A 25,501-nucleotide genomic window follows, 5' to 3' on the forward strand; every position below is an offset into this window, starting at 1 on the left:
CGGCCCTCTTCGCATATCCACGCCACCCGCTCGGCGATCACGCGGCGAGTGCGAGGTACGGCTCCCACCGGGGGTCGCTGCGCTCGGTCCCGCGGACGGTCCACGCGGTGCCGTGCGGCGGGCGTGGCGTGAACCGCAACTGCCAGCGCATCTCCTGGGGTGTCCGGTCGCTCTTGACGTTGTTGCAGCGCAGGCAGCACGCGACGAGGTTCTCCCAGGAGTCGGCGCCGCCGCGCGACCGCGGGAGAACGTGATCGATGGTGGATGCCGCCTTCCCGCAGTATCCGCAGCGATGATCGTCGCGGCGGAGCACACCGCGCCTGGTCACCGGCACCCGTCTGCTGTTCGGTATCCGCACGTAGCGCGACAGGATGATCACCGCCGGGCGTTCGTACACGCCATGGCTCCCCCAGACAGGGTCGCCCTCCACGCGTTCGATCACGGTCGCTTTGTCGTTCATCACCAGCACGAGTGCTCGCTTGAACGACACGATCGCCAACGGCTCGTAGCCGGCATTCAGGACCAGTGTGCGCATTCGTCATCCTCTCGATCCGCCGGGACGGCTTCCCGGCACTCTCGACTCACACGAGGTCGCGCAGGCGGCAGAGCGATCGCAGGGACGAAAAAAGGCGCTGTCTAAAGACAGCGCCTTTCGCGCACGGCAACGCCGTGGCATCCCTGCGGGCTATGCAGGAGGACGTGACGACCGAGGGCATCCATGGTTCGGATGCTCGATATTCGCTCCATCTGCCTCTCCCGCCAGTACGACAACGGGTTCAGGCTAACCCATACGACTGAGGGTGGGGCGAAACGGGAGATGAACGGACAGGTGCGTGTCCTGCGCTCAGCCGGCGTTGGCGGCGAGCCATGAGTACGGCTCGACCATTCCGCCGTTGATCCACACCTCGAAGTGGAGGTGGTTGGCGGTGGAGCGTCCGGTGCTGCCCACGTAGCCGATCAGCTGTCCGGCGGCGACGGTCTGGCCGGCCGCGACCTGACGGGAACCGTAGGTCATATGCCCGTAGGTGGATTGCACCCGCTGGCCGCCCACGACGCTGTCGATCATGACGCAGACGCCGTACCCGCCGATGCTCTCGGCAGAGGCGCGGACGACACCGGCGGCCGTCGCATAGATGGGGGTGAGGGCCGGGGCGAGCATGTCGGCACCGTTGTGGCCGCCGCCGATCGTACGACCCTCCCTGTAGGAACCGCCCGGCAGCGGATAGCGCACCTCACCGGATCCGGGAGAGACCAGAGCATATCCGGCGGTGTTGAAGTTTCTCGGGCCCGATGTCGACGCCGTCGCGGCGGCAGCGGCGGCCCGTGCTGCGGCGGCCTCCTCGGCCTTCTTCTTCTCGATCTCCTCGGGAGTCGTGGCGGTGAAGGTGCCACGGTTGAGTGGGGCGGCGGTCGCCTGCGAGGCGACCACGAGCGACTGCGCGTCGACGGCGGCGAGTTGCTGCACAGTGGTCGGGGCGGCTTCGGAAGGCTTCGACGACGCGAAGGCGGGAAGCGCGATACCGGCGACGAGTGCACCGACGGCCGCAAAGATGGCGACGGATCGGAGTGGCTTGACGGCCTTTCGAGCAGTCGCCCGCGCAGTGGTGCGGCGGGCGGGTACTCGGTCTTCAGATGTCTTCGCGGTCGATTCGATGTCTACGGCCAAAACTTGGTCCTCCTGGGCCCTCACGCCTTCGGGTGGCGCTGGCTCGTCGGCACTCTGCTCTCGTGGCACGAATGTAGCTCGGGTACTTTGTGCGTTCCTGCCGTGAAGACGACGAGCCTGGAAAGGCGATCTTCGCGGGTATCCGCCAGCGGGCTTCTTCGCTGACGACTTCACCGAGGTTACCGGAAGATAACGATCATGTCACCCCGAGAACCCTGGCAATCGACGCAGAGCGCGGATTCTCGCGGACGATCAGGCCGGTTCGCCGACGAGGAAGATGTGCGAGGCGAGCTCCACGGGGAGTTCGAGCCCGTCTTCCTTGCCCTCCATCTGAATGAGCACGTACCCCTCGCTGAACCGGAAGTCGCCGCGGGCGCCCGGCATCACACCGGCATCGCGCAGCTGCTCCAGCAGCTCGGGGTCGACCTGCGCGGGCTCTGCGAGCCGCCGGACGGTCCCGTCGACCGGCTCGCCGGCCGCGTTGAGCTTCTGGACGAGACCGATGACGCCTTCGTCGAAGGTGCGCGCCGGAAGATCTCCGAGCTGGTCGAGACCCGGGATCGGGTTGCCGTATGGAGATTCGGTGGGGTGCCCCAGCAGCTCGACGAGGCGACGCTCCACCTGCTCGCTCATGACGTGCTCCCAGCGGCAGGCCTCTTCATGCACGAACGCCCAGTCCAGCCCGATCACGTCGGACAACAGGCGCTCGGCGAGGCGGTGCTTGCGCATCACGTTGACCGCCTTGCGGCGTCCGGCGTCGGTCAGTTCGAGGGTGCGGTCCTCGGAGACGACGACGAGACCGTCGCGCTCCATCCGCCCGACGGTCTGCGAGACCGTGGGACCCGAGTGGCCGAGCCGCTCCGAGATGCGCGCGCGCAACGGAACGATGTTCTCCTCCTCGAGTTCGAGGATCGTGCGGAGATACATCTCCGTGGTGTCGATCAGATCGGTCATGTGCAGGCCCTCCGAGTGTCTTAGGCAAGCCTACATTCCTGGGCGGACATCGGATCGTCCGCCGGTGAGGAGCGCTGACGCGCGCCCCCTAGAATCGACCCATGGCGATCGAGATTCCGCGTGACCTCCTGCCCGTCGACGGCCGCTTCGGCTGCGGTCCCTCGAAGGTGCGCGGTGCGCAGCTCGAGGCGCTGGTCACCGCCGGTGCGAGCATTCTCGGCACCTCGCACCGCCAGGCACCGGTGAAGAACCTCGTCGGGAGCGTGCGTGAGCAGCTCTCCGCCCTCTTCCGACTCCCGGAGGGCTACGAGATCATCGTCGGCAACGGGGGCTCCACCGCCTTCTGGGATGCCGCGTCGTTCGGCCTCATCGAGAAGCGCAGCCAGAATCTCGTGTTCGGCGAGTTCGGCGGCAAGTTCGCCGCATCCGCCGGCGCACCGTGGCTCGACAGCCCGGACGTGCGCAAGGCGGAGCCGGGCTCTCTCGCCACCGCTGAGGTCGTCGATGGCGTCGACGTGTACGCCTGGCCGCACAACGAGACGTCGACCGGAGTCGCGGCATCCGTCGAGCGCGTCCGGGCAGACGGCGCGCTCACGGTCATCGACGCCACGAGCGCCGCCGGTGGCATCGACGTGGACATCACCGAGGCCGATGTCTACTACTTCGCTCCGCAGAAGAACCTCGGCTCAGACGGCGGACTGTGGTTCGCGGCGGTGTCCCCCGCTGCGATCGAGCGCATCGAGCGCATCGCCGCATCCGACCGCTACATCCCCGAATTCCTGAGCCTCAAGCACGCGGTCGACAACTCGCGACTCAATCAGACGCTCAACACGCCGGCGCTGACGACGCTGCACCTGCTCGACAGTCAGCTCGACTGGATCCTCGGCAACGGCGGCCTCGCCTGGGCGGCAGCACGCACCGCGGAGTCCTCCGCCGTGCTGTACGACTGGGCCGCGGCATCCGCTTTCGCGACGCCGTTCGTCGCGGATGCCGCACACCGGTCTCCGGTTGTCGTCACGATCGACTTCGACGAGGAGGTCGACGCGTCGGCGATCGCGAAGACGCTGCGCGCCAACGGCATCGTCGACACCGAGCCGTACCGCAAGCTCGGGCGCAATCAGCTCCGCGTGGCGACGTTCGTCTCGATCGAACCCGACGACATCCGTCAGCTGACCCGGTCGATCGACTACGTGCTGGAGAACCTGGGCGCCTGAGCGCCCGAGTCACTCCTCGTCGTCGGAGTCGACCGCGTCGTCGTCTGACTCGTCGTGCTCTGACTCGTCGTCGTCCTCATCGGTATCGTCGTCCACGGCATCCTCGTGGGACACGCTCGGGTCGAGTTCGTCGATGTCGACGCCGTCGACGTCGCCCGCGTGCAGGACCGTTCCGAGTTCGGCATCGTCGTCGTCGTCGTCGAGCTCATCGTCGTCGAGATCGTCGTCTTCGAGCTCATCGTCGTCGAGATCGGCGTCGTCCTCATCGGCGTCAGCGCCCTCGACGGACTCCACCCCCTCGGCGGCGGCCCGCTCCGCGAGCTCTGCCTGGTGCGAGCGGTACTCCGCGAGACGTTCGGCCCAGGGCACCCACTCCGGTGCGAGCAGCGCACCGTCACCGGGAATCAGCTCGACCTCGAGAACGGTCGGCTCCTCATCCTCGACACGGGCGACCGTCGCGGTCCAGAACCACCCGGGGTAACCGGGGAGCCTGTTCTCGAATCGCAGCGACACCGAGCCGTCGTCCTCGAGGAGGTAACCTGCGGCCGGCCCGATGGACGTCGCCGGCGTGATCTCGCGAAGGGCATCCAGCGCGAGATCGTGAGCGTCGACGAGACGCGCGTCGGCGTCAGGCTTCGAGGTCATCGGCGACCTTGCGGAGAACGGCTGCGATCTTGCGGCCGTGGCCGGATGACGGGTAGCGCCCGCGGCGCAGGTCTCCGCCCATCTCGTCGAGCAGCTTGACGAGGTCCTCGACGATCACCGCCATGTCGTCGGCGGGCTTGCGCTTCGCCTTCGCCAGGCTCGGGGGCGCTTCGAGCACCCGCACCGAGAGCGCCTGCAGGCCGCGCTTGCCGTCGGCCACGCCGAACTCCACGCGCGCACCGGCCTTCACCGCGGTGCCCGCGGGCATCGCTGAGGCGTGCAGGAAGACGTCCTGGCCGTCATCGCTGGCGATGAAGCCGAAGCCCTTGTCTTCGTCGTAGAACCTGACCTTGCCGGTGGGCATGGGCGAACCTCGCTGAAATCGGTGTGCGGAACAGTGCACGCCCTGATGCGCGCACCCTCCCAGCCTACCGGTCGCGCGGCCTGCCGATTCGAAGGCTCCGGTGCGAGTAGGCTGAGGCGGATGAGCACGCAGAACACCGAACCGGAGGTTCCCGTCCGCCCGCTGGATCGTATCCTCGCGTTCTCCGCGCTCGGAATCGCCGCGGCATCCGTCGTCTGCTTCTTCGCGATCATCATCGGCACTGCCGTCGGCATGGATCAGTCGGCTTTCGGCGAAGGCGCGTGGCCACTGATCGCGGCCATTCCGTTCTGGGGTCTTCCGGTCGCCTTCGTCATGATCATCACGCTGCTCGTGATGAGCTTCATCCGAAAGGGTCGCGCAGCGTCGCGCTCCTGAGGCATCGCCCATGAGCACTCACGCACGACCGCTGGCGGATTGGCTGGCCGCGGCGAGCGACGACGCGCTCACCCACCTCCTGGCATCGCGCGGGGTCCGACCCGACGTGCCCTGGCAGGACTTCTTCGATGCCGCGGAGGCGCTGCTGGACGCATCCGCGCTGACGAAGGTTCTCCCGCTTCTGACGGCCGCTGAGGCGACGGCCCTGCTTCGCGCAGCCACGGGAGAGGATCCGGGCCGCGAGCGCGAAGCGCTGACGGCGCTCGCCCTGCTGCGACCGGACGGCACCCCCTACGCCCCGGTGATCCCCCTGCTCGCCGGTCGCCGGGCCCTCGAAAGCGGTGAGGCCGCCGCGCCCGGACCGGCGTCGGAGGCGACCTCGGCGCACGCTGCCGAACGCGCGTTCACCTCGGTCGCTGTCCTGGCCGACGTGCTGCTCGTCGCCAGGGAGTCACCTTTCGCGCTGCTCGCAGGGGGAGGCATCAGCGCCGGAGAGAAGCGCCAGCTCACCGACTCCGGCATCACCGCCGACGTCGTCGACACTCTGCTCGCCATCGCGATCGACGCCGGTCTCGCGGTCGCCGCCGATCGTCGGCTGCGCACCACCGCTGCGACGGAGGGCTGGCTGCGATCATCGGTCGCGGAGCGTTGGACCCTGCTCGTCGCCGCGTTCCGCAAGTCGCTCCCCCGCGGCGTGCGCACCCAGAGCGGCGGATGGATCCCCCCGGAGGCCTGGCCGCACGCGCATCCGTGGGACGCGACATGGCCGGATCGCTCTCGCACGCTCCGCGAGGCCGCGCGCCTCCTCGGGCTGATCACCGAAGACGGCACGGAACCCGAATGGGCCGCCGCCGTCCGCCGGGGCGAGGACCCCGAACCCGAGGCCCTCGTGCACCTGCTCCCCGCCGAGGTCGACCGCATCTTCCTGCAGAACGATCTCACCGCGATCGCCCCCGGACCCTTGGAGCCGGCACTGGATGTCCGGCTTCGCGCCATCGCCGCCCGCGAATCCGCAGCACAGGCCTCGTCGTACCGCTTCACCGCGGAGTCGATGGCGCACGCGTTCGTCGCTGGGGAAACGGAGGAGTCGATCCTCGAATTCCTCGAGGGGATCTCCCTCACCGGCATCCCGCAACCGCTGAGCTACCTGGTCGCTCGGACGGCACAGCGGCACGGGCTGGTCAGGGTCTCGACCGAAGAGGAGAGCGGTCGGACGCGCATCGAGAGCACCGACCTGCACCTGATCCAGGCCATGGCCGTGGATCAGTCGCTGCGGCCCCTCGCCCTCGCCGCGCACGCCGATGCTCTGACCACGCGCGTCGGACGCGAGACGGTCTACTGGGCGCTCACCGATGCGCGCTACCCGGCGACGCTCGTCGGTCCGGATGGGGTGATCCCGGTGCGGGAACGGCACCCCGCTGCTCCGCCTGCACCGCCGGCGACGGCGCCGGTCGATCTGCACGCGCTGATCTCCCGCCTGCGCGCCCACCAGGGACCGGATGCCGACGCCGCCTGGCTCGACCGCGAGCTGGAGGCGGCGGTCCGCGCCAAGGCTGTCCTGCAGGTCACGGTGGGAATGCCGGACGGATCGACGAGAGAGCTGCTGCTCGAGGCGACCGGGATCGGCGGCGGCCGGCTTCGCGGACGGGATCGCGCGGCGGATGTCGAGCGCACGCTGCCGGTGTCCAGCATCCGGGCCGCGACGATCGTCGCGCCGTAGTGCCCGCGCCGTCTCCCGCCCGGTAAACTGGACAGCTATGTCTGATGGCCCCCTGATCGTCCAGAGCGATCGCACCGTGCTGCTCGAAGTAGCCCACGCCGACGCGGAGAGCGCACGGCACGAACTCGCGATCTTCGCCGAGCTCGAGCGTGCCCCCGAGCACATCCACACCTACCGGATCACCCGTCTCGGGCTGTGGAACGCGCGCGCTGCAGGCCACACCGCGGAAGACATGCTGGATACGCTCGATCGCTGGTCGCGCTTCCCCGTGCCGCCCTCCGTCGCGGTGGATCTGCGCGAGACGGTGAACCGCTACGGGCGCCTGGTCATCGAGCGCGACGACGAGGGAACGCTGATCCTGCGCTCGTCCGACCCTGCGGTGCTCACCCAGGTCGCGAACAACAAACGCATCCAGCCCCTGCTGATCGGTCACCCGAACCCCGAGACCTTCGTCGTCGACGCCTGGGCGCGGGGACAGATCAAGCAGGAGCTGCTGAAGATCGGCTGGCCGGCAGAGGACCTCGCCGGCTACACGCCGGGGACCCCGCATGACATCGACCTGGCCGAGGACGGATGGCACATCCGTCCGTACCAGCAGGATGCCGTCGACGCCTTCTCGAAGGACGGCTCCGGCGTCGTGGTGCTCCCCTGCGGCGCAGGAAAGACGATCGTGGGCGCTGGCGCCATGGCGGCGACCAAGACCACGACCCTGATCCTCGTGACGAACACGGTGTCCGCCCGACAGTGGCGCGACGAGCTGCTCAAGCGCACGAGCCTCACGGCCGAGGAGATCGGCGAGTACTCCGGCCAGGCCAAGGAGGTCAAGCCGGTCACGATCGCGACGTACCAGATCCTCACCGCGAAGCGAAAGGGCGAGTACGCGCACCTGGCGCTTCTCGACGCCCTCGACTGGGGCCTCATCGTGTACGACGAGGTGCATCTGCTCCCGGCTCCGGTGTTCAAGCTCACCGCCGACCTGCAAGCCCGGCGACGGATCGGGCTCACCGCGACTCTCGTGCGCGAGGACGGACGCGAGGGCGACGTCTTCAGCCTGATCGGCCCGAAGAGGTTCGACGCGCCGTGGAAGCAGATCGAGGCGCAGGGCTTCATCTCCCCCGCCGCCTGCTACGAGGTGCGGGTCGATCTGCCACCGAGCGACCGACTGGAGTATGCGGCCGCGACCGACGACGAGCGGTATCGTCTCGCGGCATCCGCGCCGGCCAAGGTGCAGGCGGTCCGCGAGCTGATAGCGAAGCACCCCGGTGAGCGCATCCTCGTGATCGGGCAGTATCTCGATCAGCTCGAGTCTCTCTCTGCCGCGCTCGACGCTCCGCAGATCACCGGCGCGACCCCCGTGGACGAACGGGAGGAGTTGTACCGGCAGTTCCGCGAGGGCGAGATCTCGCTGCTCGTCGTCTCGAAGGTGGCGAACTTCTCGATCGACCTGCCCGAGGCGTCCGTCGCCATTCAGGTGTCCGGCTCGTTCGGCTCCCGCCAGGAGGAGGCGCAGCGCCTCGGTCGCCTGCTGCGACCCAAGCAGTCCGGGCACACGGCGAGCTTCTACACGCTCGTGGCCCGCGACACGATCGATCAGGACTACGCACAGAATCGTCAGCGCTTCCTCGCCGAGCAGGGATACAGCTACACGATCATGGACGCCGACGCGATCGCAGCCTGACCTGCGCGGCGCACGCCTCAGCCGTGGAGCACCGGCTCCAGGTGATGTGTGCCGTCCGCTCCGCGGGAGACCGTGGCGGGCGGCGCGATGGCCGTTCGCGCGACTCCCAGTCCGCCGGCCCAGCGGTCGGCCAAGAACGCGAAGACGACCATCGCAGCCGTGGAGGCCAGGAGATCGACGGGCGTTCCGGTGGTGGCGTTCGCGTCGACCATGCCGACCGAGCCGAACAGGAAGATCAGCACGTTGTTGACGAGGTGCAGCGCGATGGCCGCCTCGAGGCCGCCCGTGCGCCAGGTCAGCCAGGCGGCGACGACCGCGAAGACGCCCACGCTCGCAGCGCCCCAGACGTCGTATCCGTGACCGAGCACGAAGAGCGGGACCGGCAGCAGGATCGCGAACGCCGGATGCCGCAGCCAGCCGCCGACGAGCTGCATGAGGTAGCCGCGGAAGACGTACTCCTCGGCTGCGGCCTGGAACGGGATCAGCAGCAGCACGAGCAGCACCATGGTCCACAGGCCCGGGTGCGAGAAGTCCGGCGTCACATCGGTCCCCGTCGCCGCCGATACCGCCAGAGACACGGCGAAGTACACCGCGAAGACCCCGAGGGCGAGCAACAGGCTCCTGCCGAGCCAGCCGAGGCGCAGACGGCCGGTGACCGATGACAACAGCCCCACGCCGCGACCTTCGACGATGCGCGAGGCGAGCAGCAGCGGTGGGATCATCAGGATGAGCGGCAGAACCAGCGCCACGAGGAGCCAGGGCCGGTCGAGGTCGAAGAACGCCATCGTGCCCAGCAGGGACTGCACCTCGGCGCCCCATTCCGGCACCAGCGCGGAGACGATGCCGACGGGCACGAGCACCATGAGCAGGATCACCACGTAGAACACGAGGGCAAGAAGCGCGGTCAGCAGCATCCGCCACCAGCGATATCGGGGTCGCAGATGTGCCAGGCGGTGGAATGCGATCCAACTCATCCCTCGATCCTTCCGGGTGCACCTGTGCATCGCATCTGCGCCGTTCCGGACAATAGTCAGCATCCCCATGGCCGAAGTCACCATAATGGGGACATGACTGATGCGCGCATCCTGGTCGTCGATGACGAGCCCAACATCCGCGACCTGCTCTCCACAGGTCTCAGCTTCGCCGGGTTCCAGGTGAAGACGGTGGCCAACGGCGCCGCCACCATCTCGGCCGTCCTCGAGGAGGAGCCGGACCTCATCATCCTCGACGTCATGCTCCCCGACATGAACGGGTTCAGTGTGACGAAGCGGCTCCGCGGTGCCGGTTTCACCGCGCCCATCCTGTTCCTCACGGCGAAGGACGGCACCGAAGACAAGATCGAGGGACTCAACGCCGGTGGCGACGACTACGTCACCAAGCCCTTCAGCCTCGACGAGATCGTCGCCAGGGCGCAGGCCATCCTCCGCCGCACGATGCAGGCAGACGAGGAGTCGGTCATCCGCGCCGGGGAACTGTCGATGGATCAGGACACGCACGACGTCCATGTCGGCAAGGAGGCCATCGAGCTCAGCCCCACCGAGTTCAAGCTGCTGCGCTACCTGATGCTCAACCCGAACCGCGTGCTGTCCAAGGCGCAGATCCTCGATCACGTGTGGGAATACGACTTCAACGGCGATGCCGGCATCGTCGAGAGCTACATCTCCTATCTCCGCCGCAAGATCGATCCGCACACCGAGGAATCGCTGATCCAGACCAAGCGCGGTTTCGGCTACATGCTCAAGGTCGGCAAGACGGCCTGACCACCGCACCACACTCGATGCCGCTCGACGGCGAAGACGCCGCACACGGGAGGACCGCATGGCGCACAGGCCCGATGCGGTCACCGGATGGTGGCGTCGCACGAGCCTGAGGGCGAAGGTCACCGGCGTCACCGTCGCCGTTCTCGCACTCGGGTTGCTCGTCGCCGGAATCGGCACGGTACCGATTCTGCGATCCGCACTCGTTCAGAACATCGACGCGCAGCTTCCCGCGCTCGTGTCGAGCGATCTGGTCGAGCGATACTTCGATCCCACCGTGGTCGACGGCTCGACGATCTACACGGCGAAGGACGAGCGGCCGCGCGACTTCGCCTTCGCCGTCTACGACGCCGAGGGCATACGGCAGGCGTCCACCGGGGGGTCGAGCGAGGAGGCTCCGCTCTTCCCCGAGACCTACTCGCTGCAGAAGGCGCAATCCGAGGCCGATACGGTCTTCGATCTCCCGGGGCAGGGCAAAGCGATGTACCGCGCCGCGGTGGCGACGCAGAACTCCGAGGGCGGAGGTCTGCGGGTTCAGATGGTCGCGATGCCGCTCTCGGAAGTCGACAGCATCATCAGCAAGTACTTCGGCATTTACATCACGATCGCGTTGATCACCATCCTCATCGCGGCGCTCCTCACCCGCGGGCTGGTCACGCTCACCTTCCGCCGACTCGGCCAGGTCGAGGCGACTGCCATGTCGATCGCAGCGGGCGATTTCCGGCAGCGCCTCACCGACCTCGAGCCGACCACCGAGGTAGGACGGCTGAACAGTGCCATCAACACGATGCTCGACCGCGTCGACGGCTCCCTCGCGCAGCGCGATCGGACGGTGCAGCACATGCGCCGGTTCATCGGTGACGCCAGCCATGAACTGCGCACTCCCCTCGTGAGCGTTCGCGGCTACGCGGAGCTGTACCGGATGGGGGCGATCCAGGGCGAGGAGGACACGGCGCGCGCCATGGAACGCATCGAGAAGGAGGCGATCCGGATGGGCGTCCTCGTCGAGGATCTGCTCGCGCTCGCCCGCCTCGACGAAGAACGCGAGCCCGCGATCGAACCACTGGATCTGCGTCCGATCGCTCGTGATGCGGCGCTCGACGTGCGGGCAGCGGCGCCGGGCCGCACCGTGACGGTCATCGACCGCACCGTCGCGGTCTCACTGCCCGTGATCACACTCAGCACCCCGGTTCCGGAACCGCAGACGGCGTCGACGGCCACTCATGGTCCCCGCGGTCTCTCACGGGCTGCTCTCGCGCGGCTGCGGCGCCGGCCGCGTCAACCGGAGCAGCCGCCCGCCATCGACTTCACGGAGGTCCCCGACCTCCCCGTGCGCACTCCGCCCATCGTTCTCGGCGAGGAGAACAAGGTGCGCCAGGTGGTCACGAACCTGCTCGGCAATGCGCGGAGATTCTCGCCGGAGGACGGTCCGATCGAGATCGTCGTCGACTCCGACCGGGTTCGAGGCACGGGGAGCATCGCGGTCGTGGACCACGGCGAGGGCATTCCCCCGCAGATCCGCGAACAGATCTTCGAGCGGTTCTGGCGCGCCGACACCTCGCGCGCCAGAGAGACCGGCGGGTCGGGACTCGGGCTCGCGATCGTGGCGTCGATCGTGAAGGCCCTTCACGGCGCGGTCACGGTCTCGGAGACACCGGGCGGTGGCGCGACGTTCACGGTCACCTTCCCCCTCGCTCCGTCGCGCGCCACACCCGCGCACCTGCTCGAAGACACGCAGCCTCTCGATCGCCTCGAGCTGTAGGGACTCCCTGCACCGGCACCGCCCGATGTCGGTTCTGCACAGCTGCCGACGAATCGCACGCCGACGACGGATGCCGTCACCCGCCGCCGCATAACGTCGGAGCTCCAACGAGAAGGAGTTCCCATGTCTGTCTTCACCGTCGACACCGACGCCGTCGAATCCGCACACGCGGCCACCAGAGCCACGATGGAACGGCTGCGCGGCGAATCGACCACCCTAATGGCGCAGCTTCGACAGCTGCAGTCGTCGTGGATGGGAAACGCATCCAATGCGTTCCAGAGCTGCGCCGAGCAGTGGCAGGGCGCGCAGCTGCACGTCGAGCAGGTGCTCGACTCGATCGGCACCTCGCTCGGCTCGGCTGCCGTGCAGTACGCGGATGCCGATCAGTACTCGGCGAGCCTCTTCCGCTGAGAGTCGGGCGCACAGCCCTTCGAAACGCAGAACGCCCCCGGCCGGAGCCGGGGGCGTTCTGTCAAGCGGGGTGGATCAGAAGTCCATGCCGCCCGACGGGTCACCCATCGGGGCCGAAGCCTTCTCGGGCTTGTCGGCGACGACGACCTCGGTGGTGAGGAAGAGTGCCGCGATCGAGGCTGCGTTCTGCAGAGCCGACCGGGTCACCTTCGCCGGGTCGATGATGCCGGCAGCGAACATGTCGACGTACTCGCCCGTGGCCGCGTTCAGGCCATGTCCCGGGGCGAGCTCGGAGACCTTGTTCGCGACGACACCCGGCTCGAGACCGGCGTTCAGCGCGATCTGCTTGAGCGGCGCCTCGATGGCGACGCGGACGATGTTCGCACCGGTCGCCTCGTCGCCCGTGAGCGAGAGAGCGTCGAGAGCCTTCGTGCCCGACTGGATGAGCGCGACGCCACCACCGGGGACGATGCCCTCTTCCACAGCAGCCTTCGCGTTGCGGACAGCGTCCTCGATGCGGTGCTTGCGCTCCTTGAGCTCGACCTCGGTCGCCGCACCCGCCTTGATGACGGCGACGCCGCCGGCGAGCTTCGCCAGACGCTCCTGCAGCTTCTCACGGTCGTAGTCGCTGTCGGTGTTCTCGATCTCGCGACGGATCTGCGTGACGCGACCCTCGATCTGGGCTGCCTCACCGGCACCCTCGACGATCGTGGTCTCGTCCTTCGTGACGATGACCTTGCGCGCACGACCCAGCAGGTCGAGCGTGGCGTTCTCGAGCTTCAGGCCGACCTCTTCGGTGATGACCTGACCACCGGTGAGGATCGCGATGTCCTGCAGCTGCGCCTTGCGGCGGTCGCCGAAGCCGGGAGCCTTGACGGCGACCGACTTGAAGATGCCCTTGAGCTTGTTGAGCACGAGGGTCGCGAGAGCCTCGCCCTCGACGTCCTCGGCGATGATGACGAGCTCCTTGCCGTCCTGGATCACCTTGTCGACGATGGGCAGAAGGTCCTTGATGTTGGAGATCTTCTGGTTCGCGATGAGGATGTACGCGTCCTCGAACACCGCCTCCTGGCGGTCGGGGTCGGTGACGAAGTAGGGGTTCAGGTAGCCCTTGTCGAAGCGCATGCCCTCGGTGAGCTCGAGCTCGGTGCCGAAGGTCTGCGACTCCTCGACGGTGACCACACCCTCCTTGCCGACCTTGTCGATCGCCTCGGCGATGAGCTCGCCGATCGCGGGGTCAGCGGCGGAGATGGATGCCGTGGCGGCGATCTGCTCCTTGGAGTCGATCTCCTTGGCGCTGGCGAGCAGCTCCTCGGTGATCGCCGCGACGGCCTTCTCGATGCCGCGCTTCAGCGAGATCGGGTCGGCGCCGGCTGCGACGTTGCGCAGGCCTTCGCGGACGAGCGCCTGAGCCAGGACCGTGGCGGTCGTGGTGCCGTCACCGGCGACGTCGTCGGTCTTCTTGGCGACCTCCTTGACGAGCTCCGCGCCGATCTTCTCGTACGGGTCGTCGAGCTCGATCTCCTTGGCGATGGAGACACCGTCGTTCGTGATGGTGGGGGCGCCCCACTTCTTCTCGAGGACGACGTTGCGGCCGCGCGGGCCGAGGGTCACCTTGACCGCGTCGGCGAGGATGTTGAGGCCGCGCTCGAGGCCGCGGCGGGCCTCCTCATCGAAAGCAATGATCTTTGCCATGAGTTTTTTCGTCCCTCCTGGACGTAGACGTTGGGTTTAGCACTCAGAGTGTGCGAGTGCTAACGCCATTCTGGCACTCGACCCCTTCGAGTGCAAGCCGCCGGACGAGGGGCGTCTGCCGAGGTCAGGGGGCGGGTGTCTCGGCGGGCGTCTCGGGCACGGTGGTCGCTCGATCGAGGCCGATCACGACCGTGAGCTGCTTGGCGCCGGTGTCGTTGAGCGCTGCGTAGAAGTCACTCTGCTGCACCTCCGCACCCCCGATCACACCGGCCAGGCCGATCGCCGCGAGCTCGTCCTCCTCAGCCACGTAATAGACGGTGGTGGTGGCGAAGTCCTGGCTCGCGCTGTCGCTCGCGAAGACGCTGTCTGCGGCCCAGCCTCCGTTGATCAGGACATCCCGCATCTGCGTGTCCAGGCCCTCTTCGGGGGTCGCGTTGAGGATCATCACCGAGATGGTGGTGTCGACGACACCGGTCTCCTCGGGGGTCGGCACCGCGCTCGGCACCGCCTCGGGGAACAGTGAGATGCGCCCCATGACCACGAGGGAGCCGAAGATGCCGGCGATGATGAGCACGAGGGCCGCGACGAACGACCACAGCAGCACGACCCAGCCGTTCATTCCGGGGACCTCGGCGCGGTGCGCCCCTACACGTCCGGAAGAACGGGGGACGTCATCGAAGCGATCGCTGCTGGGCTTGGACACCCCTCGATGCTAGCGGCACGTTCCTGTCATTCCCTTCGGCGGCGCGGAGCGGGATCGCGAGCGTCCGGGATCAGCCGACGAATCTCGGGGTGCGGGCGGTACGTCCGGCGGCACGCGTGTCGCGGATGCGCCGGAGCCGCCGCACCAGCATCGGGTCGTATTCGAGGGCGGTGTCGGACTCGATCAGGCGCCCGAGCAGCTGGTAGTAGCGAGCCGCGCTCATGCCGAGCTGGGCGCGGATGATCTCTTCCTTCGCCCCGCCGTGACGCGGCCAGGACGCCTCGAGGGCGAGGATCGCGCGATCACGTTCCGTGAGGTCTCCGAGCATGGCTCCAGGTTAGGACGCAGCCGTCGAATCGGACGCGCGCCACTCCCACCATCGCCCGAGCGGATCCGCGGCAGCGCGGACGCGCCCGTCGAGCGCGACCACGAACCCCGGCCAGTCCGCAGCCTCGACCCGAGGCTCCCACACGTCCAGCAGACCGGGTGGGTCGATGGTGACCCACCGTGCGCGCAGACGGAAGATGCGTTCGACCAGTTCTTCGCGAGCTGCTCGCGGAATGTGCACGAGCACTCCGGGCGTCGTGATGACGAGCGTCGCCCCCGGAGGAGCCTCCGCGGCGAGCGCTTCGAGCCCTGCCAGAGCGTCTCCGGCGACGAGATGCGGAGGATCGGATGCCACGACGTCGAGCGCCGCCCCGATGCGCTCCTCCCGTCCGGTCTCCCCCGGCCACACGAGGGCTGTCAGCCACCGGCGGTCCCGTTCGTCCGCGGCATCGAGCGGCGCGAGGTCGATACCCGCTCGCCAGACGACCTCCGGCAGGCGCAGCGGAGGGATCTCTCCCGTCACGCGGCTCTCGAGGACCACGCTCGAGACCCCGTCCGCCGGGTCGAGGGCTACCCGAAGCCGACCGTCCTCCCCCTCGAACCGATAGGAGTATCGGTCGGGATAAAGGCAGAGTCCGGCGGAGGCACCGATCTCGAGCAGGGCTACCGGCCCGTCGATCTCCGCCAACACCGGCAGCAGGGCGGCCAGCCGCAGCGGTTCGTTGGTCTGAAGCTGCCGCGCCGTGCATTCCGCCACGAGGTCATCGGCGTGCCGAACCACGAACCGCCGCCATGCCGGGTATCCCTCGAGCCCGGCGCCGAGCATCCGCGACACCGCGAACACGAGAGGCGGCTGCCGCCGGTTCTCCGGGATCCGGGCGATGAGCCGCTGCACCTCGGGGTCGGAGGCAACGCCGGCCGCCCACTCTTCGTACAGCGCACTGCGGCCGGGAGCCTCCTCCTTGGCGAAGCGCGCGTAGCGCTGCTGGACAGCATCCGTCATCCGTCCATTGTGACGCGGCGCACCCGAAGGTCCGCGCGACGGGAGAGAATGGAGGGGACTCAGGAGGACATATGTCGTACAGCGTGGACAAGACCGAAGACGAATGGCGCGAAGAGCTCGGCGACGAGCAGTACGCCGTGCTGCGCCAGGCCGCGACGGAGCGCGCCTGGACGGGCGAGCTGCTCGACGAATCACGTTCCGGGCTCTACACCTGCGGAGCCTGCGATGCCGAGCTCTTCAAGAGCGGCACGAAGTTCGATTCCGGGTGCGGCTGGCCCAGCTTCTACGAGTCGATCCGCCCGGAAGCGGTCCAGCTCATCGAGGACTCGAGCCTGGGCATGGTGCGCACGGAGGTGCGCTGCGCCAACTGCGGCTCGCACCTCGGTCACGTCTTCCCGGACGGATTCGGAACGCCCACGGGTGATCGCTACTGCATGAACTCGATCGCGATGAACTTCACCCCCGACGAGTCGTGAGCGCACTCGACGCCGTCCGGGCGCGTCAGTCCTGGTCGAAGGTCGAAGACACCGCCCCGTCGCGGGAAGAGCTGCTCACGTTCGTCGCGGCCGCGGGCCGAGTCGCTGATCACTCCTCGCTCCGCCCCTGGCGACTGATCGAGTTGCGCGGAGCAGACCGCGAAGTGCTCGGCGCTGCCATCGCCAAGGCGGAGGGCGACAAGTCTCCGTCCACCAAGCCGCTGCGCGCGCCTCTGCTCATCGCCGTCGTCGCCAGCTATCGCAAGAGCGAGAAGGTCCCGCGCTGGGAGCAGGAGGCGGTCGCCTCGGGCGTGGCCCACGTGCTGAGTCTGCTGCTCGATGAGGCCGGGTGGGGCGTGCTCTGGCGCACCGGGCACTACACCCGGTCGAAGGCCGTCGCGAAGGCCCACGGGCTCGGCAAGAACGAAGAGCTCCTCGGCTGGCTGTATGTCGGCCGCAAGCCGTCCGGACGCAGGCCCGGTCGACGGAAGGCCGTCGATGCGCGGAAGCTGGTCACCCGGATGCCGAAGAAGTCCAAGAAGCCGAAGAGCAAGTAGATCTCAGCGCCGCGGACGGATCCGCGCGGCGACGACGGATGCCACGGCGATGGCGGTCATCGCGATGATCTGCCACAGAGCGGGACCGGCGGCGGTCGGCCAGATCAGATCGATGACGACCGACGTCAGGAGTTGGCCGAGCACCGAGCCCAGCCCCATCAGGAGCACTCCCGTGTGCGCGACGATGACGGCGCCGAGCAGGATGTACGCGGCGCCCAGGAAGCCGCCGAAGTAGAGCCACGGCTCGGCAGGCGGCGCCTCGGGGAGGCCCCGGACGGCGATGCTCAGCCCGGCCGCGATGAGCAGCACCACCGTCCCGGCGATGAAGCTCATCAGGGTCGCGGCGATGGGCGACCCGACCTGCTGCGCGAGCCGTCCGTTGGTCGCCCCCTGCCAGGCGATGCCCACACCGGTCGCGAACGGCATCAGCAGCATCCACAGCGGAACAGAGGCGAGGACGTCGCCGGCGAGCGAGACGGCCACCGCGGCGAGCGCGAGCAATCCCCCCGCGATCCTCCCCGGGGTGACGGCGACCACCCCGGCAGGACCGAAGCCGATCCGATCGAGCACGAGACCGTGCAGAGTCTGCCCCGCGACGACGCCCACTGTGAAGAGAGAGACGCCCAGCACCCCGGCGGTGAGCCCCTGCGTGGAGACCGTGAGGGCGCCGCAGGCGCCGCCGAGCAGCATCCAGAACGGGATCCGCCGGTGTCGGATGCCCTGACCGAGTCGCACGACGCCGCGCCGGGCGGACGGGATGCAGGCGATGACGAGGATCAGCGCGACGAGGCCGACGGCGAACGAGATGAGCCCGGCGACGACGCCGTCGTCGACCTTGACTCCGAGCACCCCGTTGATGCGCGCCTGGACGGCTGTCATCACGCCGATCGCGACGGCTCCGCCGAGCGCCAGCGGCACGGGGACGCGGCGGGTTTCGGGCACCCGTCGACCCTACCCGAGCGCACCATCCGGGATCGCGCACCGGATGTCGGCGGCCACGGCTACGCTGGCGACATGTGCGCGAGCTATGGCCTCGATCCCCGCTTCACCGACGCGGAGCTCCTCGCCGCGGCAGACGACGCCGTCCTGGAAGGGCTGCGGGTCTGGGCGGAAGAGAACGCCGGTGAGACCGTGCGTCCGACCGGCAAGAACCTTCGCAATCTCAATCCGATCGTCGTGCAGCCCGAGACCGCTCCGACGCTGGAGCCCGCGTGGTGGGGTTTCCTCGTGAACGGCGAGCCCGCGAAGTTCCCCTCCATCAACACGCGCTCCGAGCGTCTGCAGGATCGCCCCGGTGGCGCGAAGACCCGGGCCATCGTGCCCGCGACGAGCTGGTACGAGATGCAGAAGCCATCCCGGCAGTGGAACGAGTTCATCGTCGACGACGGAGCTCTGTTCGGGATGGCCGCCGTGACCCAGCGCGGGCGCACGACAGACGGGGCCTGGTTCACCTGCTACTCGATCGTGATGCGCCCGGCGCCCGCCCACCTCGTCGAACTCCACGATCGCATGCCGCTGCTCATCCCTCCCTCGCTGAGCCGCGATTGGCTCACCGCCCCCGCCACCAGGGAGATCATCGACGAGGCCGTCATCGCCTCCGACGAGATGGCCGCCCGCGTGCAGGCTCGTCCGCGCCCCTGATCGACGGCTCCCACCGCTCGCGTCCTCCGCCGGGAGGACCCCCGTGCGCGGAGGAAGGTACCTGGGGAGGACGCGGCACCCCCGCCCCGGTCCGTAGCGTGGACCACATGATCACAGCAGAAGGCCTCACGAAGAGGTTCGGAGACAAGACGGCCGTCGATGACGTATCGTTCACCGTTCAGCCGGGCAGCGTCACCGGCTTCCTCGGCCCCAACGGCGCAGGAAAGTCGACGACGATGCGGATGATCGTCGGACTCGACCGTCCGACGTCGGGCCGGGCCGCCGTCGCCGGCCGCGAGTACCGCCAGCTCCGCGCGCCGCTCACCGAGGTCGGCGTGCTGCTCGACGCGAAGGCGGTGCACACGGGCAGGACCGCCCGCGATCACCTCCGCGCGATGGCCGCGACCCACGGCATCCCCGCCACACGCGTCGACGAGGTCATCGATCTCGCCGGCATCGGCAGCGTCGCGCGGAAGCGTGCCGGCAAGTTCTCGCTCGGCATGGGGCAACGCCTCGGCATCGCCTCGGCACTCCTCGGCGACCCGCACACGCTGATCCTCGATGAGCCGGTCAACGGCCTCGACCCCGAAGGCGTGCGGTGGGTGCGTCAGTTCGTGCGGCACGCGGCATCCGAGGGTCGCACGGTCCTGCTGTCGAGCCACCTGATGAGCGAGATGGCGCAGACCGCCGACCACGTCATCGTCATGGGACGCGGAAAGGTACTGGCGGATGCTCCCCTCGCAGAGCTCGTCCGCGCCTGGACGACCAACACGGTGCGAGTGCGTACACCCCGCGCAGCTGATCTCGTCGCCGCCGTCGGGGGCCCCGACGTCGAGGTCGTGAGCTCCGCGCCCGACCTTCTCGACATCGTGGGCCTGCCGGCCGCACGGATCGGCGACCTGGCCGCCGAGCGGGGCATCCCGCTGCACGAACTCACCCCTACCACCGGATCGCTGGAGGACGCGTACCTCGCCCTCACCGGCGACGCCGTCGAGTACCGGACCAAGGAGATCTCATGACCGTCCAGGCTCCCACCGTCGCTCCGCACCGCGTGGACACCCGTCACCGGCTCACCTTCGTGCGCGCCCTGCACGGCGAATGGATCAAGCTCGCGACCTTGCGTTCGACCTGGTGGTCGATCGGCGTCACGGGGCTGCTCACCGTCGGCATCGCCATCCTCATAGCGCAGAACGTCGTCGATCCCGCCTTCGCGCCCATCCAGGCCGTCGTCTCGCCGATCCAGTTCACGATGCTGCTGGCCGGCATCCTCGGCGCGATCTCCGTCACCGGAGAGTATTCGACCGGGATGATCCGCTCGACGCTCACGGCCAACCCGGCGCGCGGCTCGGTCCTCGCCGCGAAGGCACTGGTCACGGCGGCGGTGATGTTCATCTCCTCGCTGATCATCTTCGTGATCGCCGCGCTGGCGGTCGCACTGATCGTGTCATCGCGAGATCAGAGCATCGATTGGTCCGACCCTGCCGCGTCGTACCTGCCGATCCTCATGGCGTCGCTGTCGATGGCCGTGTTCGCCCTCATCGGCGTCGCCTTCGGCTTCATACTCCGATCCGGCGCGGGTGCCATCGCCGCGACGGTCGGACTGCTGTTCGTGCTCCCGATCGTGCTCAGCCTGTTCGCCTTCTCCGGGGAATCGAGCCTGTGGCTCGCAGAGGCAGCGGCGTACCTCCCCTCCTCGGCGGCGCAGAGCGCGATCATGCCGGGCAGCTCCGGCCTCGACGTTCCGGTCGCCTACCTGACGCTGGCCGGATGGGTCGCAGCCGGCATGCTCTCCGCGTGGGCAGTGCTCCGCACCCGTGACGCGTAAAGTCAGCCCTGTGAAGAGAACGCGAAGCCGCAGCGACTCGATCCGCGAGGACGAGGAGCTGCGGCTTCCGCGTGCGCCCGGCCTGTTCCGGCGGTTCTGGGCACGCCATCCGGTCTTCGCCGATGTGGTGATCGTGGGCATCTGTCTGCTCTTGTCCTCCACCACGGTCGGAATCACCGAGATCCCGCAGGAGCTTCCGGCAAGCGACGTGCCGCCCTTCATCTTCCCGGTCCTCATGGTCGCCGCCTCTCTGACCCTGCTCGTGCGGCGACGTCATCCACTCGTGCCGTTCGTGGCAGGGTGCATGCTCGCGATGGTGCTGATGCTGCTCCCGAGCCCGGGCGGACCCCCTCTTCCGCTCTTCGCCTGCTACGCACTGGCGGTCTATGGTTCGACACGCGCCGCCTGGACGGCGTTCGCGATCGGGACCACGACGGTGACAGCGACGGCCCTCCTTCTCATGGGCCTCAACCTGATCACTCTCCAGGGCGGCATCGACTCGATGCTGAGCATCGTCGTCTTCGGTCTCATCGGCACGCTGATCGGCGTCAACGTCGGCGAGCGGAAGCGCTATCTCACCGCGCTCATCGACAGGTCGCGCCAGCTCCTGGTCGAACGCGACCAGCAGGCGCGACTGGCGGCAGCGGCAGAGCGTGCCCGCATCGCCCGCGAGATGCACGACATCGTCTCGCATTCGCTCACCGTGATCGTCGCCCTGTCCGAAGGGGCGGTGTCGACTCCCGATCACACGCAGGCGCGGATGGCAGCGGCCTCGGCGGCGCAGACGGCACGAGGCGCGCTGACCGAGATGCGTTCGATGCTCGGCGTGCTCCGCGACGTCGACTCACCCGCACCTCTCGCTCCGCTGGAACCGACGCCGCCGCATGACACGGTCGCGGCGGCCCAGCGAGCGGGCTTCCCCGCGACGCTCACGGTCATCGGAAGCGCAGAGGTGTGCCCTGCGGTCGCCCACGCGGTCGGACGGATCGTCCAGGAGGGTGTCACGAACGCCATGCGCCATGCGCCGACCGCGACGGCGATCGCCGTTCGCGTCGACTACACACCCGAGACGGTGACCATCGAGATCGCGAACGACGGCGTCAGCGGTCCTGTCGGCAACGACGGTTTCGGCGCACGCGGTCTCGCGGAACGCGCCGCGCACGTCGGCGGGCATGTACGTTCGGAAGCGGACGGTGGGGGGCGCTGGCTGCTCCGCGCCGAATTGCCGACGGGTGACATCGCCCGACAGCCAGATGCGACGGAGGAGAGCGGATGACGCAGCCGATCAGAGTTCTTCTGGTTGACGACCAGGAACTCATCCGCGTCGGATTCCGGATGGTCCTCGAGGCCGAGCCCGACATCACCGTGGTGGCAGAGGCAGCCGACGGACGCGCTGCCATCGCCCAGACCGCCACCCTCGATCCGGACCTCGTGCTGATGGACATCCGGATGCCGGGTCTGGACGGTATCGCCGCCACTCAGGCCATCGTGCGCGATCACCCGCGGACGCGCGTCCTCGTGCTGACGACGTTCGACCTCGACGAGTACGCCTTCGGAGCGATCCGCGCGGGGGCGAGCGGCTTCCTGCTCAAGGATGCGCAACGCCACGAGATGATCGCGGCCGTCCGAGCAGTCCACCGCGGCGACGCGGCGCTTGCACCGCGGATCACCCGGATGCTGCTGGAGCACGTCACTCCGCAGCTCGGGGCCGGGCGACCCCCGGTGGATCCGGCGGAGACGTCGCGGCTCGCGGACCTGACCGAGCGCGAGCGCGACGTCTTCCTGGCGATCGGCCGAGGCCTGACGAACGCCGAGATCGCTCAGACCCTCTATGTCGGCGAGTCCACCGTCAAGACGCACGTCGGCCGAGTGTTGGCCAAGCTCGAGGCGCGGGATCGCATTCACGCCGTGATCCTCGCGCACCGGCTGGGGCTGGTCGGAGACGCCTGACCGGAGCAGCCGGGGCGCTCTTCGTCTGTCAGGCCCCTGCGGGTGTCCAATCGGAGACGCGGTTCAGCCGCTGCACCTCGTCGTCGGTGACTTCCAGTCGCCCGCCCGCCAGCAGGTCCGGCACCTGCTCCACGGAGCTCGCGCTCGCGATCGGCGCGGCGACCGTGGGCTGTGCGCGCAGCCAGGCGAGCGACGTCGCAGCGATGGATGCGTCGTGGGCCCGCCCGATCTCCTCGAGCGAGTCGATGATCCGCAGCCCTGCGTCCGTCGCGTACTTCGCCGCCCCCTGCGCCCGCGGTGAGGCCTGGCCGCCGGCATCCGTCGAGCGGTACTTGCCGGTCAGGAAGCCGCTGGCCAGCGAGTAGTACGGAATCAAGCCGAGCCCGAACTCCTCCGCCACCGGGATGATCGTCTCCTCGACGACGTTCCGGTGCACGAGGTTGTAGTGCGGCTGCACGGCGACCGGCCGCGCTACGCCGAGCCTGTCGGCGATGCCGATCCATTCACCGATCCGCTCGGCGGTGTAGTTCGAGACCGCGACATGACGGATGAGTCCGTCGGTCTCGAGCTGCCCGAAGGCTGCGACCGTCTCTTCGAGCGGCACGGTCTCGTCATCGAAGTGCGCGTAGTAGAGATCGATCGCGTCGACGCCGAGGCGGGAGAGCGACGCCTCTGCGGCCTTGCGCACGTTCGCCCCGGAGAGCCCGAGGAACTCCGGGTGCTGACTGACCTTGGTCGCCACGACCACGTTCTGGGGCTTCCTCGACGCCAGCCACTCGCCGACGAGCGTCTCGCTCTCCCCACCGGAGTTGCCCGGAACCCACGAACTGTAGGAGTCCGCGGTGTCGACGAAGTCGCCACCTCCTGCGACGAACGCGTCGAGCACGGCGAAGGATGTGTCGCGGTCGGCCGTCCAGCCGAAGACGTTGCCGCCGAGGGACAGCGGGAAGACGTTGAGGTCACTGGTTCCGATACGAGTCATGCTCGGGACAACGGCGCTCGATCCCGAGGTATTTCCGTGTGACCGCGTGTTGCAGCCCTCAGCGGGCAGACGGGTCCTCGTGCGGGCCGCGTCGGCGCGCCCCCGGTCGTAGGCGCGGGAGCGCCCTACTCCCTTCGACCGCGTTGAGGCAAGCCCATGCCCCCACATCGCTCCGGGGTTTTCAGTGGACCGCAGAGCGTCGCGACGATCAGCCGATCACATCCGGGGCGACGCGGAGATGCTGCCACCGGTCTATGGAACGGCCCAGCCACTCCACGGCATCTCCGGACGTATCCGGCGCTTCGCGTACGACCATCTCAGCGAGACGAAGAACGTTCGGTGGATGATCCTCGTGCTCGGCGACCGTGTGGAATCGATCGGCGCTCACGCCCGGTCGTTTCTCACCTGTCGGCCTGACCAGCCCATGACGCAGACGGGGGTGCTGGCCGAGTTCCGTCACCACCCGGTGGCTTCGCGCTTCGGACGTGGGAGGTTGAACCTCCGGCACGCGTGGCTCGATCCGATCATGGTCGCCGGACCGTGGGTCGCGGTGCTCGTACTGGCTGTCTCGGGGTTCCGCGCGTGTCGAGAAACTGGTCACCGTGACACGATCGGGCGGATGATTGTGCCGACTACAGGACTCGAACCTGCAACCCCCGTATTACAAGTACGGTGCGCTACCAATTGCGCCAAGTCGGCGGATCGCGTGATTCCGCGCGCCTCATCGATTCTACGGCGTCAGAACGTCAGCGCGAGCTGACCCGCTGAGCCCGCGAGACTACGGAGTGGGGGTTGCGGTCGGAGTGGGGGTCGGCGTCGGCGTCTCGTTCGACTGCTGGGAAGCATCGTTGTCGATCGTGAGCATGAAGTTCGAGAATTCCGCCGGATCGTCGAGTGCTCCGACGTACGCCTCACCGTTCGCGACGATCATGGGAGCGGAAGAGAGCACGAGGTCATCGGAGCCGGCCAGAGGCCCGTCGAGGGCGCGGGTCGTCGCTTCCTTCGCCCAGGTCACGAAGTCGCCGTCTTCGATGCAGGACCGGACGGCCTTGGCGTCGTCGACTCCGACCGCGGCAGCAGCGTTGGCCAGCTGAGCGTCCGAGAAGCCGTCAGTGCCCACCTTCGGCTGGTTGCTGAGCAGGTCGCGGTTGAACGCATAGAACTTGTCCGGCGAGTGCGTCGCGACGCACGCAGCCGCCGCCGCCGCGCGGAGCGAGTACTTGGTGCCGTTCGAGCTGGCGGTCAGAAGAGCGACGGGATGGTAGCTGACCGTCACCGCACCCTCACTGATCCAACTCGCGAGCTGGCGCGCGTTCGCGCGCTCGAACTCGCCCGCATCCGGTGCGAGGTAGTCGACATAGACGTGGATCTCGACGCGCTCCGGCGCGGTCGGCTCCGGAGCCGGAGTCGGAGTGGCGGTCGCAGCCGCTTCGGTCGGCTCCGGCACGGGCGTCCCGAGCGTCTCATCGGACGCCGCGATCGCGTCGATGTCGTTCACGATGACGCCGTCAGACTCCATGCCTGTCGGAGTCAGCTGCGGTTTGGAGACCTGCGCCGACACCGCGAGGGTGACGGCGGTGCCCACCGCACCGACGGCGATGATCGCGACGGCACCGATGATGATTCGTCGCATCAGTCGAGCCCTGGACTGCTGGGCGTGCACCTTCTGGGCCTTCTCCCGCACGGCCTCGCGAGAATTGCGAGGCGTGGGGACGTTCGGCGTTTCGTCGCTCGACATCGTTCCTCTTGAAAGTCTGAGGGGGTCCGGGTTGGCC

Annotated in this window: 27 protein-coding genes and 1 tRNA gene; 14 read left to right on the forward strand and 14 right to left on the reverse strand. The window is 68.4% G+C overall.

What is annotated here, in order from left to right; genetic code table 11:
• Positions 1-37 precede the first annotated feature (37 nt).
• From RS85_RS03995 to RS85_RS04005, 3 genes are all read right to left on the reverse strand, one after another.
• Entirely contained in the window at positions 38-535 is a 498-nt protein-coding gene (locus tag RS85_RS03995; RefSeq protein WP_046012139.1) for an HNH endonuclease, read from the reverse strand.
• A 309-nt stretch (positions 536-844) separates the two neighbouring features.
• Positions 845-1,666 (reverse strand): M23 family metallopeptidase, encoded by an 822-nt coding sequence (locus tag RS85_RS04000; protein WP_052703373.1) that lies wholly within the window; start codon positions 1,664-1,666, stop codon positions 845-847.
• A 252-nt stretch (positions 1,667-1,918) separates the two neighbouring features.
• Entirely contained in the window at positions 1,919-2,620 is a 702-nt protein-coding gene (locus RS85_RS04005) for a metal-dependent transcriptional regulator (protein WP_046012140.1), read from the reverse strand.
• A gap of 101 nt (positions 2,621-2,721) precedes the next feature.
• Here RS85_RS04005 and serC point away from each other — a divergent pair, with 101 nt between their 5' ends.
• Complete coding sequence (gene serC, locus RS85_RS04010; RefSeq protein WP_046012141.1) at positions 2,722-3,834, forward strand: phosphoserine transaminase; 1,113 nt, start codon at positions 2,722-2,724, stop codon at positions 3,832-3,834.
• Between the two features lie 9 nt (positions 3,835-3,843).
• Here the strand turns inward: serC and RS85_RS04015 are convergent, their stop codons facing one another.
• The gene (locus tag RS85_RS04015; RefSeq protein ID WP_046012142.1) at positions 3,844-4,479 is read right to left on the reverse strand and encodes a DUF3027 domain-containing protein; all 636 of its coding nucleotides are present in this window, start codon (positions 4,477-4,479) and stop codon (positions 3,844-3,846) included.
• Positions 4,463-4,843, reverse strand: a complete 381-nt coding sequence (locus RS85_RS04020; protein ID WP_046012143.1) for a cold-shock protein — start codon at positions 4,841-4,843, stop codon at positions 4,463-4,465. Before RS85_RS04020 ends, RS85_RS04015 begins: the two co-directional genes overlap by 17 nt.
• A 120-nt stretch (positions 4,844-4,963) precedes the next feature.
• Between RS85_RS04020 and RS85_RS04025 the strand changes: the two genes are divergently transcribed.
• The 3 genes from RS85_RS04025 to RS85_RS04035 are packed head-to-tail and all read left to right on the forward strand — an operon-like array spanning position 4,964 to position 8,637.
• The gene (locus tag RS85_RS04025) at positions 4,964-5,239 is read left to right on the forward strand and encodes a hypothetical protein (protein ID WP_046012144.1); all 276 of its coding nucleotides are present in this window, start codon (positions 4,964-4,966) and stop codon (positions 5,237-5,239) included.
• A 10-nt stretch (positions 5,240-5,249) separates the two neighbouring features.
• Positions 5,250-6,959: a helicase-associated domain-containing protein gene (locus RS85_RS04030; RefSeq protein WP_046012145.1), complete on the forward strand. Its 1,710-nt coding sequence runs from the start codon at positions 5,250-5,252 to the stop codon at positions 6,957-6,959.
• A gap of 37 nt (positions 6,960-6,996) precedes the next feature.
• Positions 6,997-8,637 carry a DNA repair helicase XPB gene (locus tag RS85_RS04035; RefSeq protein WP_046012146.1) on the forward strand — a complete coding sequence of 547 codons (1,641 nt, stop codon included), beginning with the start codon at positions 6,997-6,999 and terminating at the stop codon, positions 8,635-8,637.
• A gap of 17 nt (positions 8,638-8,654) precedes the next feature.
• Here the strand turns inward: RS85_RS04035 and RS85_RS04040 are convergent, their stop codons facing one another.
• On the reverse strand, positions 8,655-9,611 hold the full coding sequence (locus RS85_RS04040) for a CPBP family intramembrane glutamic endopeptidase (RefSeq protein WP_160298609.1): 957 nt from the start codon (positions 9,609-9,611) through the stop codon (positions 8,655-8,657).
• 93 nt (positions 9,612-9,704) lie between these two features.
• Between RS85_RS04040 and RS85_RS04045 the strand changes: the two genes are divergently transcribed.
• From RS85_RS04045 to RS85_RS04055, 3 genes are all read left to right on the forward strand, one after another.
• The gene (locus RS85_RS04045; RefSeq protein ID WP_046012147.1) at positions 9,705-10,397 is read left to right on the forward strand and encodes a response regulator transcription factor; all 693 of its coding nucleotides are present in this window, start codon (positions 9,705-9,707) and stop codon (positions 10,395-10,397) included.
• Between the two features lie 58 nt (positions 10,398-10,455).
• The gene (locus RS85_RS04050; RefSeq protein WP_082087484.1) at positions 10,456-12,156 is read left to right on the forward strand and encodes a sensor histidine kinase; all 1,701 of its coding nucleotides are present in this window, start codon (positions 10,456-10,458) and stop codon (positions 12,154-12,156) included.
• A 123-nt stretch (positions 12,157-12,279) separates the two neighbouring features.
• Positions 12,280-12,567 (forward strand): WXG100 family type VII secretion target, encoded by a 288-nt coding sequence (locus RS85_RS04055; protein ID WP_046012148.1) that lies wholly within the window; start codon positions 12,280-12,282, stop codon positions 12,565-12,567.
• A gap of 75 nt (positions 12,568-12,642) precedes the next feature.
• Here RS85_RS04055 and groL read toward each other — a convergent pair whose 3' ends face one another.
• From groL to RS85_RS04075, 4 genes are all read right to left on the reverse strand, one after another.
• Complete coding sequence (groL, locus tag RS85_RS04060; protein WP_046012149.1) at positions 12,643-14,262, reverse strand: chaperonin GroEL; 1,620 nt, start codon at positions 14,260-14,262, stop codon at positions 12,643-12,645.
• A 124-nt stretch (positions 14,263-14,386) separates the two neighbouring features.
• Positions 14,387-14,965 (reverse strand): LytR C-terminal domain-containing protein, encoded by a 579-nt coding sequence (locus RS85_RS04065; RefSeq protein WP_327037200.1) that lies wholly within the window; start codon positions 14,963-14,965, stop codon positions 14,387-14,389.
• Positions 14,966-15,035: 70 nt separating this feature from the next.
• Complete coding sequence (locus tag RS85_RS04070; protein ID WP_046012151.1) at positions 15,036-15,293, reverse strand: DUF3263 domain-containing protein; 258 nt, start codon at positions 15,291-15,293, stop codon at positions 15,036-15,038.
• Positions 15,294-15,302: 9 nt separating this feature from the next.
• Positions 15,303-16,295: a DUF2332 domain-containing protein gene (locus tag RS85_RS04075; RefSeq protein ID WP_046012152.1), complete on the reverse strand. Its 993-nt coding sequence runs from the start codon at positions 16,293-16,295 to the stop codon at positions 15,303-15,305.
• A 71-nt stretch (positions 16,296-16,366) separates the two neighbouring features.
• Here RS85_RS04075 and msrB point away from each other — a divergent pair, with 71 nt between their 5' ends.
• Both msrB and RS85_RS04085 read left to right on the forward strand, forming a co-directional pair.
• Positions 16,367-16,771: a peptide-methionine (R)-S-oxide reductase MsrB gene (msrB, locus tag RS85_RS04080; RefSeq protein WP_046012153.1), complete on the forward strand. Its 405-nt coding sequence runs from the start codon at positions 16,367-16,369 to the stop codon at positions 16,769-16,771.
• A complete protein-coding gene (locus RS85_RS04085) occupies positions 16,768-17,328 on the forward strand; it encodes a nitroreductase family protein (protein WP_046012154.1) in 561 nt (186 codons plus the stop codon). Before msrB ends, RS85_RS04085 begins: the two co-directional genes overlap by 4 nt.
• 3 nt (positions 17,329-17,331) lie before the next feature.
• Here the strand turns inward: RS85_RS04085 and RS85_RS04090 are convergent, their stop codons facing one another.
• A complete protein-coding gene (locus tag RS85_RS04090; RefSeq protein WP_046012229.1) occupies positions 17,332-18,240 on the reverse strand; it encodes a DMT family transporter in 909 nt (302 codons plus the stop codon).
• A 102-nt stretch (positions 18,241-18,342) separates the two neighbouring features.
• Here RS85_RS04090 and RS85_RS04095 point away from each other — a divergent pair, with 102 nt between their 5' ends.
• The 5 genes from RS85_RS04095 to RS85_RS04115 all read left to right on the forward strand — a co-directional run bounded on the left by RS85_RS04095 (position 18,343) and on the right by RS85_RS04115 (position 22,744).
• Positions 18,343-18,969, forward strand: a complete 627-nt coding sequence (locus RS85_RS04095; protein WP_046012155.1) for an SOS response-associated peptidase family protein — start codon at positions 18,343-18,345, stop codon at positions 18,967-18,969.
• A gap of 107 nt (positions 18,970-19,076) precedes the next feature.
• The gene (locus RS85_RS04100; protein WP_046012156.1) at positions 19,077-19,988 is read left to right on the forward strand and encodes an ABC transporter ATP-binding protein; all 912 of its coding nucleotides are present in this window, start codon (positions 19,077-19,079) and stop codon (positions 19,986-19,988) included.
• Entirely contained in the window at positions 19,985-20,794 is an 810-nt protein-coding gene (locus RS85_RS04105; protein WP_046012157.1) for an ABC transporter permease subunit, read from the forward strand. The genes RS85_RS04100 and RS85_RS04105 overlap by 4 nt, the downstream gene beginning before the upstream one ends.
• Before the next feature lie 10 nt (positions 20,795-20,804).
• Positions 20,805-22,070, forward strand: coding sequence for a sensor histidine kinase (locus RS85_RS04110; RefSeq protein WP_052703377.1), 1,266 nt, complete (start codon positions 20,805-20,807; stop codon positions 22,068-22,070).
• A complete protein-coding gene (locus RS85_RS04115; RefSeq protein WP_046012158.1) occupies positions 22,067-22,744 on the forward strand; it encodes a response regulator transcription factor in 678 nt (225 codons plus the stop codon). Before RS85_RS04110 ends, RS85_RS04115 begins: the two co-directional genes overlap by 4 nt.
• A 28-nt stretch (positions 22,745-22,772) precedes the next feature.
• Here the strand turns inward: RS85_RS04115 and RS85_RS04120 are convergent, their stop codons facing one another.
• The 3 genes from RS85_RS04120 to RS85_RS04135 all read right to left on the reverse strand — a co-directional run bounded on the left by RS85_RS04120 (position 22,773) and on the right by RS85_RS04135 (position 25,464).
• Positions 22,773-23,726: an aldo/keto reductase gene (locus tag RS85_RS04120; RefSeq protein WP_046012159.1), complete on the reverse strand. Its 954-nt coding sequence runs from the start codon at positions 23,724-23,726 to the stop codon at positions 22,773-22,775.
• Between the two features lie 626 nt (positions 23,727-24,352).
• Positions 24,353-24,425, reverse strand: a tRNA-Thr gene (locus tag RS85_RS04130).
• Between the two features lie 79 nt (positions 24,426-24,504).
• Positions 24,505-25,464 carry a DsbA family protein gene (locus tag RS85_RS04135; RefSeq protein WP_046012161.1) on the reverse strand — a complete coding sequence of 320 codons (960 nt, stop codon included), beginning with the start codon at positions 25,462-25,464 and terminating at the stop codon, positions 24,505-24,507.
• Positions 25,465-25,501: the final 37 nt, after the last annotated feature.

The organism is Microbacterium sp. SA39 (assembly GCF_000967865.1).
Lineage (GTDB): Bacteria > Actinomycetota > Actinomycetes > Actinomycetales > Microbacteriaceae > Microbacterium.

What these genes read in the sequence shown, in the direction of transcription:
- RS85_RS04015 (WP_046012142.1), bottom strand. Translation starts at nt 4,479, where the DNA reads ATGACCTCGAAGCCTGACGCCGACGCGCGTCTCGTCGACGCTCACGAT.
- groL (WP_046012149.1), bottom strand. Translation starts at nt 14,262, where the DNA reads ATGGCAAAGATCATTGCTTTCGATGAGGAGGCCCGCCGCGGCCTCGAG.
- RS85_RS04050 (WP_082087484.1), top strand. Translation starts at nt 10,456, where the DNA reads ATGGCGCACAGGCCCGATGCGGTCACCGGATGGTGGCGTCGCACGAGC.
- RS85_RS03995 (WP_046012139.1), bottom strand. Translation starts at nt 535, where the DNA reads ATGCGCACACTGGTCCTGAATGCCGGCTACGAGCCGTTGGCGATCGTG.
- RS85_RS04025 (WP_046012144.1), top strand. Translation starts at nt 4,964, where the DNA reads ATGAGCACGCAGAACACCGAACCGGAGGTTCCCGTCCGCCCGCTGGAT.
- RS85_RS04055 (WP_046012148.1), top strand. Translation starts at nt 12,280, where the DNA reads ATGTCTGTCTTCACCGTCGACACCGACGCCGTCGAATCCGCACACGCG.
- serC (WP_046012141.1), top strand. Translation starts at nt 2,722, where the DNA reads ATGGCGATCGAGATTCCGCGTGACCTCCTGCCCGTCGACGGCCGCTTC.
- RS85_RS04100 (WP_046012156.1), top strand. Translation starts at nt 19,077, where the DNA reads ATGATCACAGCAGAAGGCCTCACGAAGAGGTTCGGAGACAAGACGGCC.
- RS85_RS04040 (WP_160298609.1), bottom strand. Translation starts at nt 9,611, where the DNA reads ATGAGTTGGATCGCATTCCACCGCCTGGCACATCTGCGACCCCGATAT.
- RS85_RS04070 (WP_046012151.1), bottom strand. Translation starts at nt 15,293, where the DNA reads ATGCTCGGAGACCTCACGGAACGTGATCGCGCGATCCTCGCCCTCGAG.
- RS85_RS04120 (WP_046012159.1), bottom strand. Translation starts at nt 23,726, where the DNA reads ATGACTCGTATCGGAACCAGTGACCTCAACGTCTTCCCGCTGTCCCTC.
- msrB (WP_046012153.1), top strand. Translation starts at nt 16,367, where the DNA reads ATGTCGTACAGCGTGGACAAGACCGAAGACGAATGGCGCGAAGAGCTC.
- RS85_RS04115 (WP_046012158.1), top strand. Translation starts at nt 22,067, where the DNA reads ATGACGCAGCCGATCAGAGTTCTTCTGGTTGACGACCAGGAACTCATC.
- RS85_RS04045 (WP_046012147.1), top strand. Translation starts at nt 9,705, where the DNA reads ATGACTGATGCGCGCATCCTGGTCGTCGATGACGAGCCCAACATCCGC.
- RS85_RS04005 (WP_046012140.1), bottom strand. Translation starts at nt 2,620, where the DNA reads ATGACCGATCTGATCGACACCACGGAGATGTATCTCCGCACGATCCTC.
- RS85_RS04105 (WP_046012157.1), top strand. Translation starts at nt 19,985, where the DNA reads ATGACCGTCCAGGCTCCCACCGTCGCTCCGCACCGCGTGGACACCCGT.
- RS85_RS04095 (WP_046012155.1), top strand. Translation starts at nt 18,343, where the DNA reads ATGTGCGCGAGCTATGGCCTCGATCCCCGCTTCACCGACGCGGAGCTC.
- RS85_RS04075 (WP_046012152.1), bottom strand. Translation starts at nt 16,295, where the DNA reads ATGACGGATGCTGTCCAGCAGCGCTACGCGCGCTTCGCCAAGGAGGAG.
- RS85_RS04030 (WP_046012145.1), top strand. Translation starts at nt 5,250, where the DNA reads ATGAGCACTCACGCACGACCGCTGGCGGATTGGCTGGCCGCGGCGAGC.
- RS85_RS04135 (WP_046012161.1), bottom strand. Translation starts at nt 25,464, where the DNA reads ATGTCGAGCGACGAAACGCCGAACGTCCCCACGCCTCGCAATTCTCGC.
- RS85_RS04035 (WP_046012146.1), top strand. Translation starts at nt 6,997, where the DNA reads ATGTCTGATGGCCCCCTGATCGTCCAGAGCGATCGCACCGTGCTGCTC.
- RS85_RS04020 (WP_046012143.1), bottom strand. Translation starts at nt 4,843, where the DNA reads ATGCCCACCGGCAAGGTCAGGTTCTACGACGAAGACAAGGGCTTCGGC.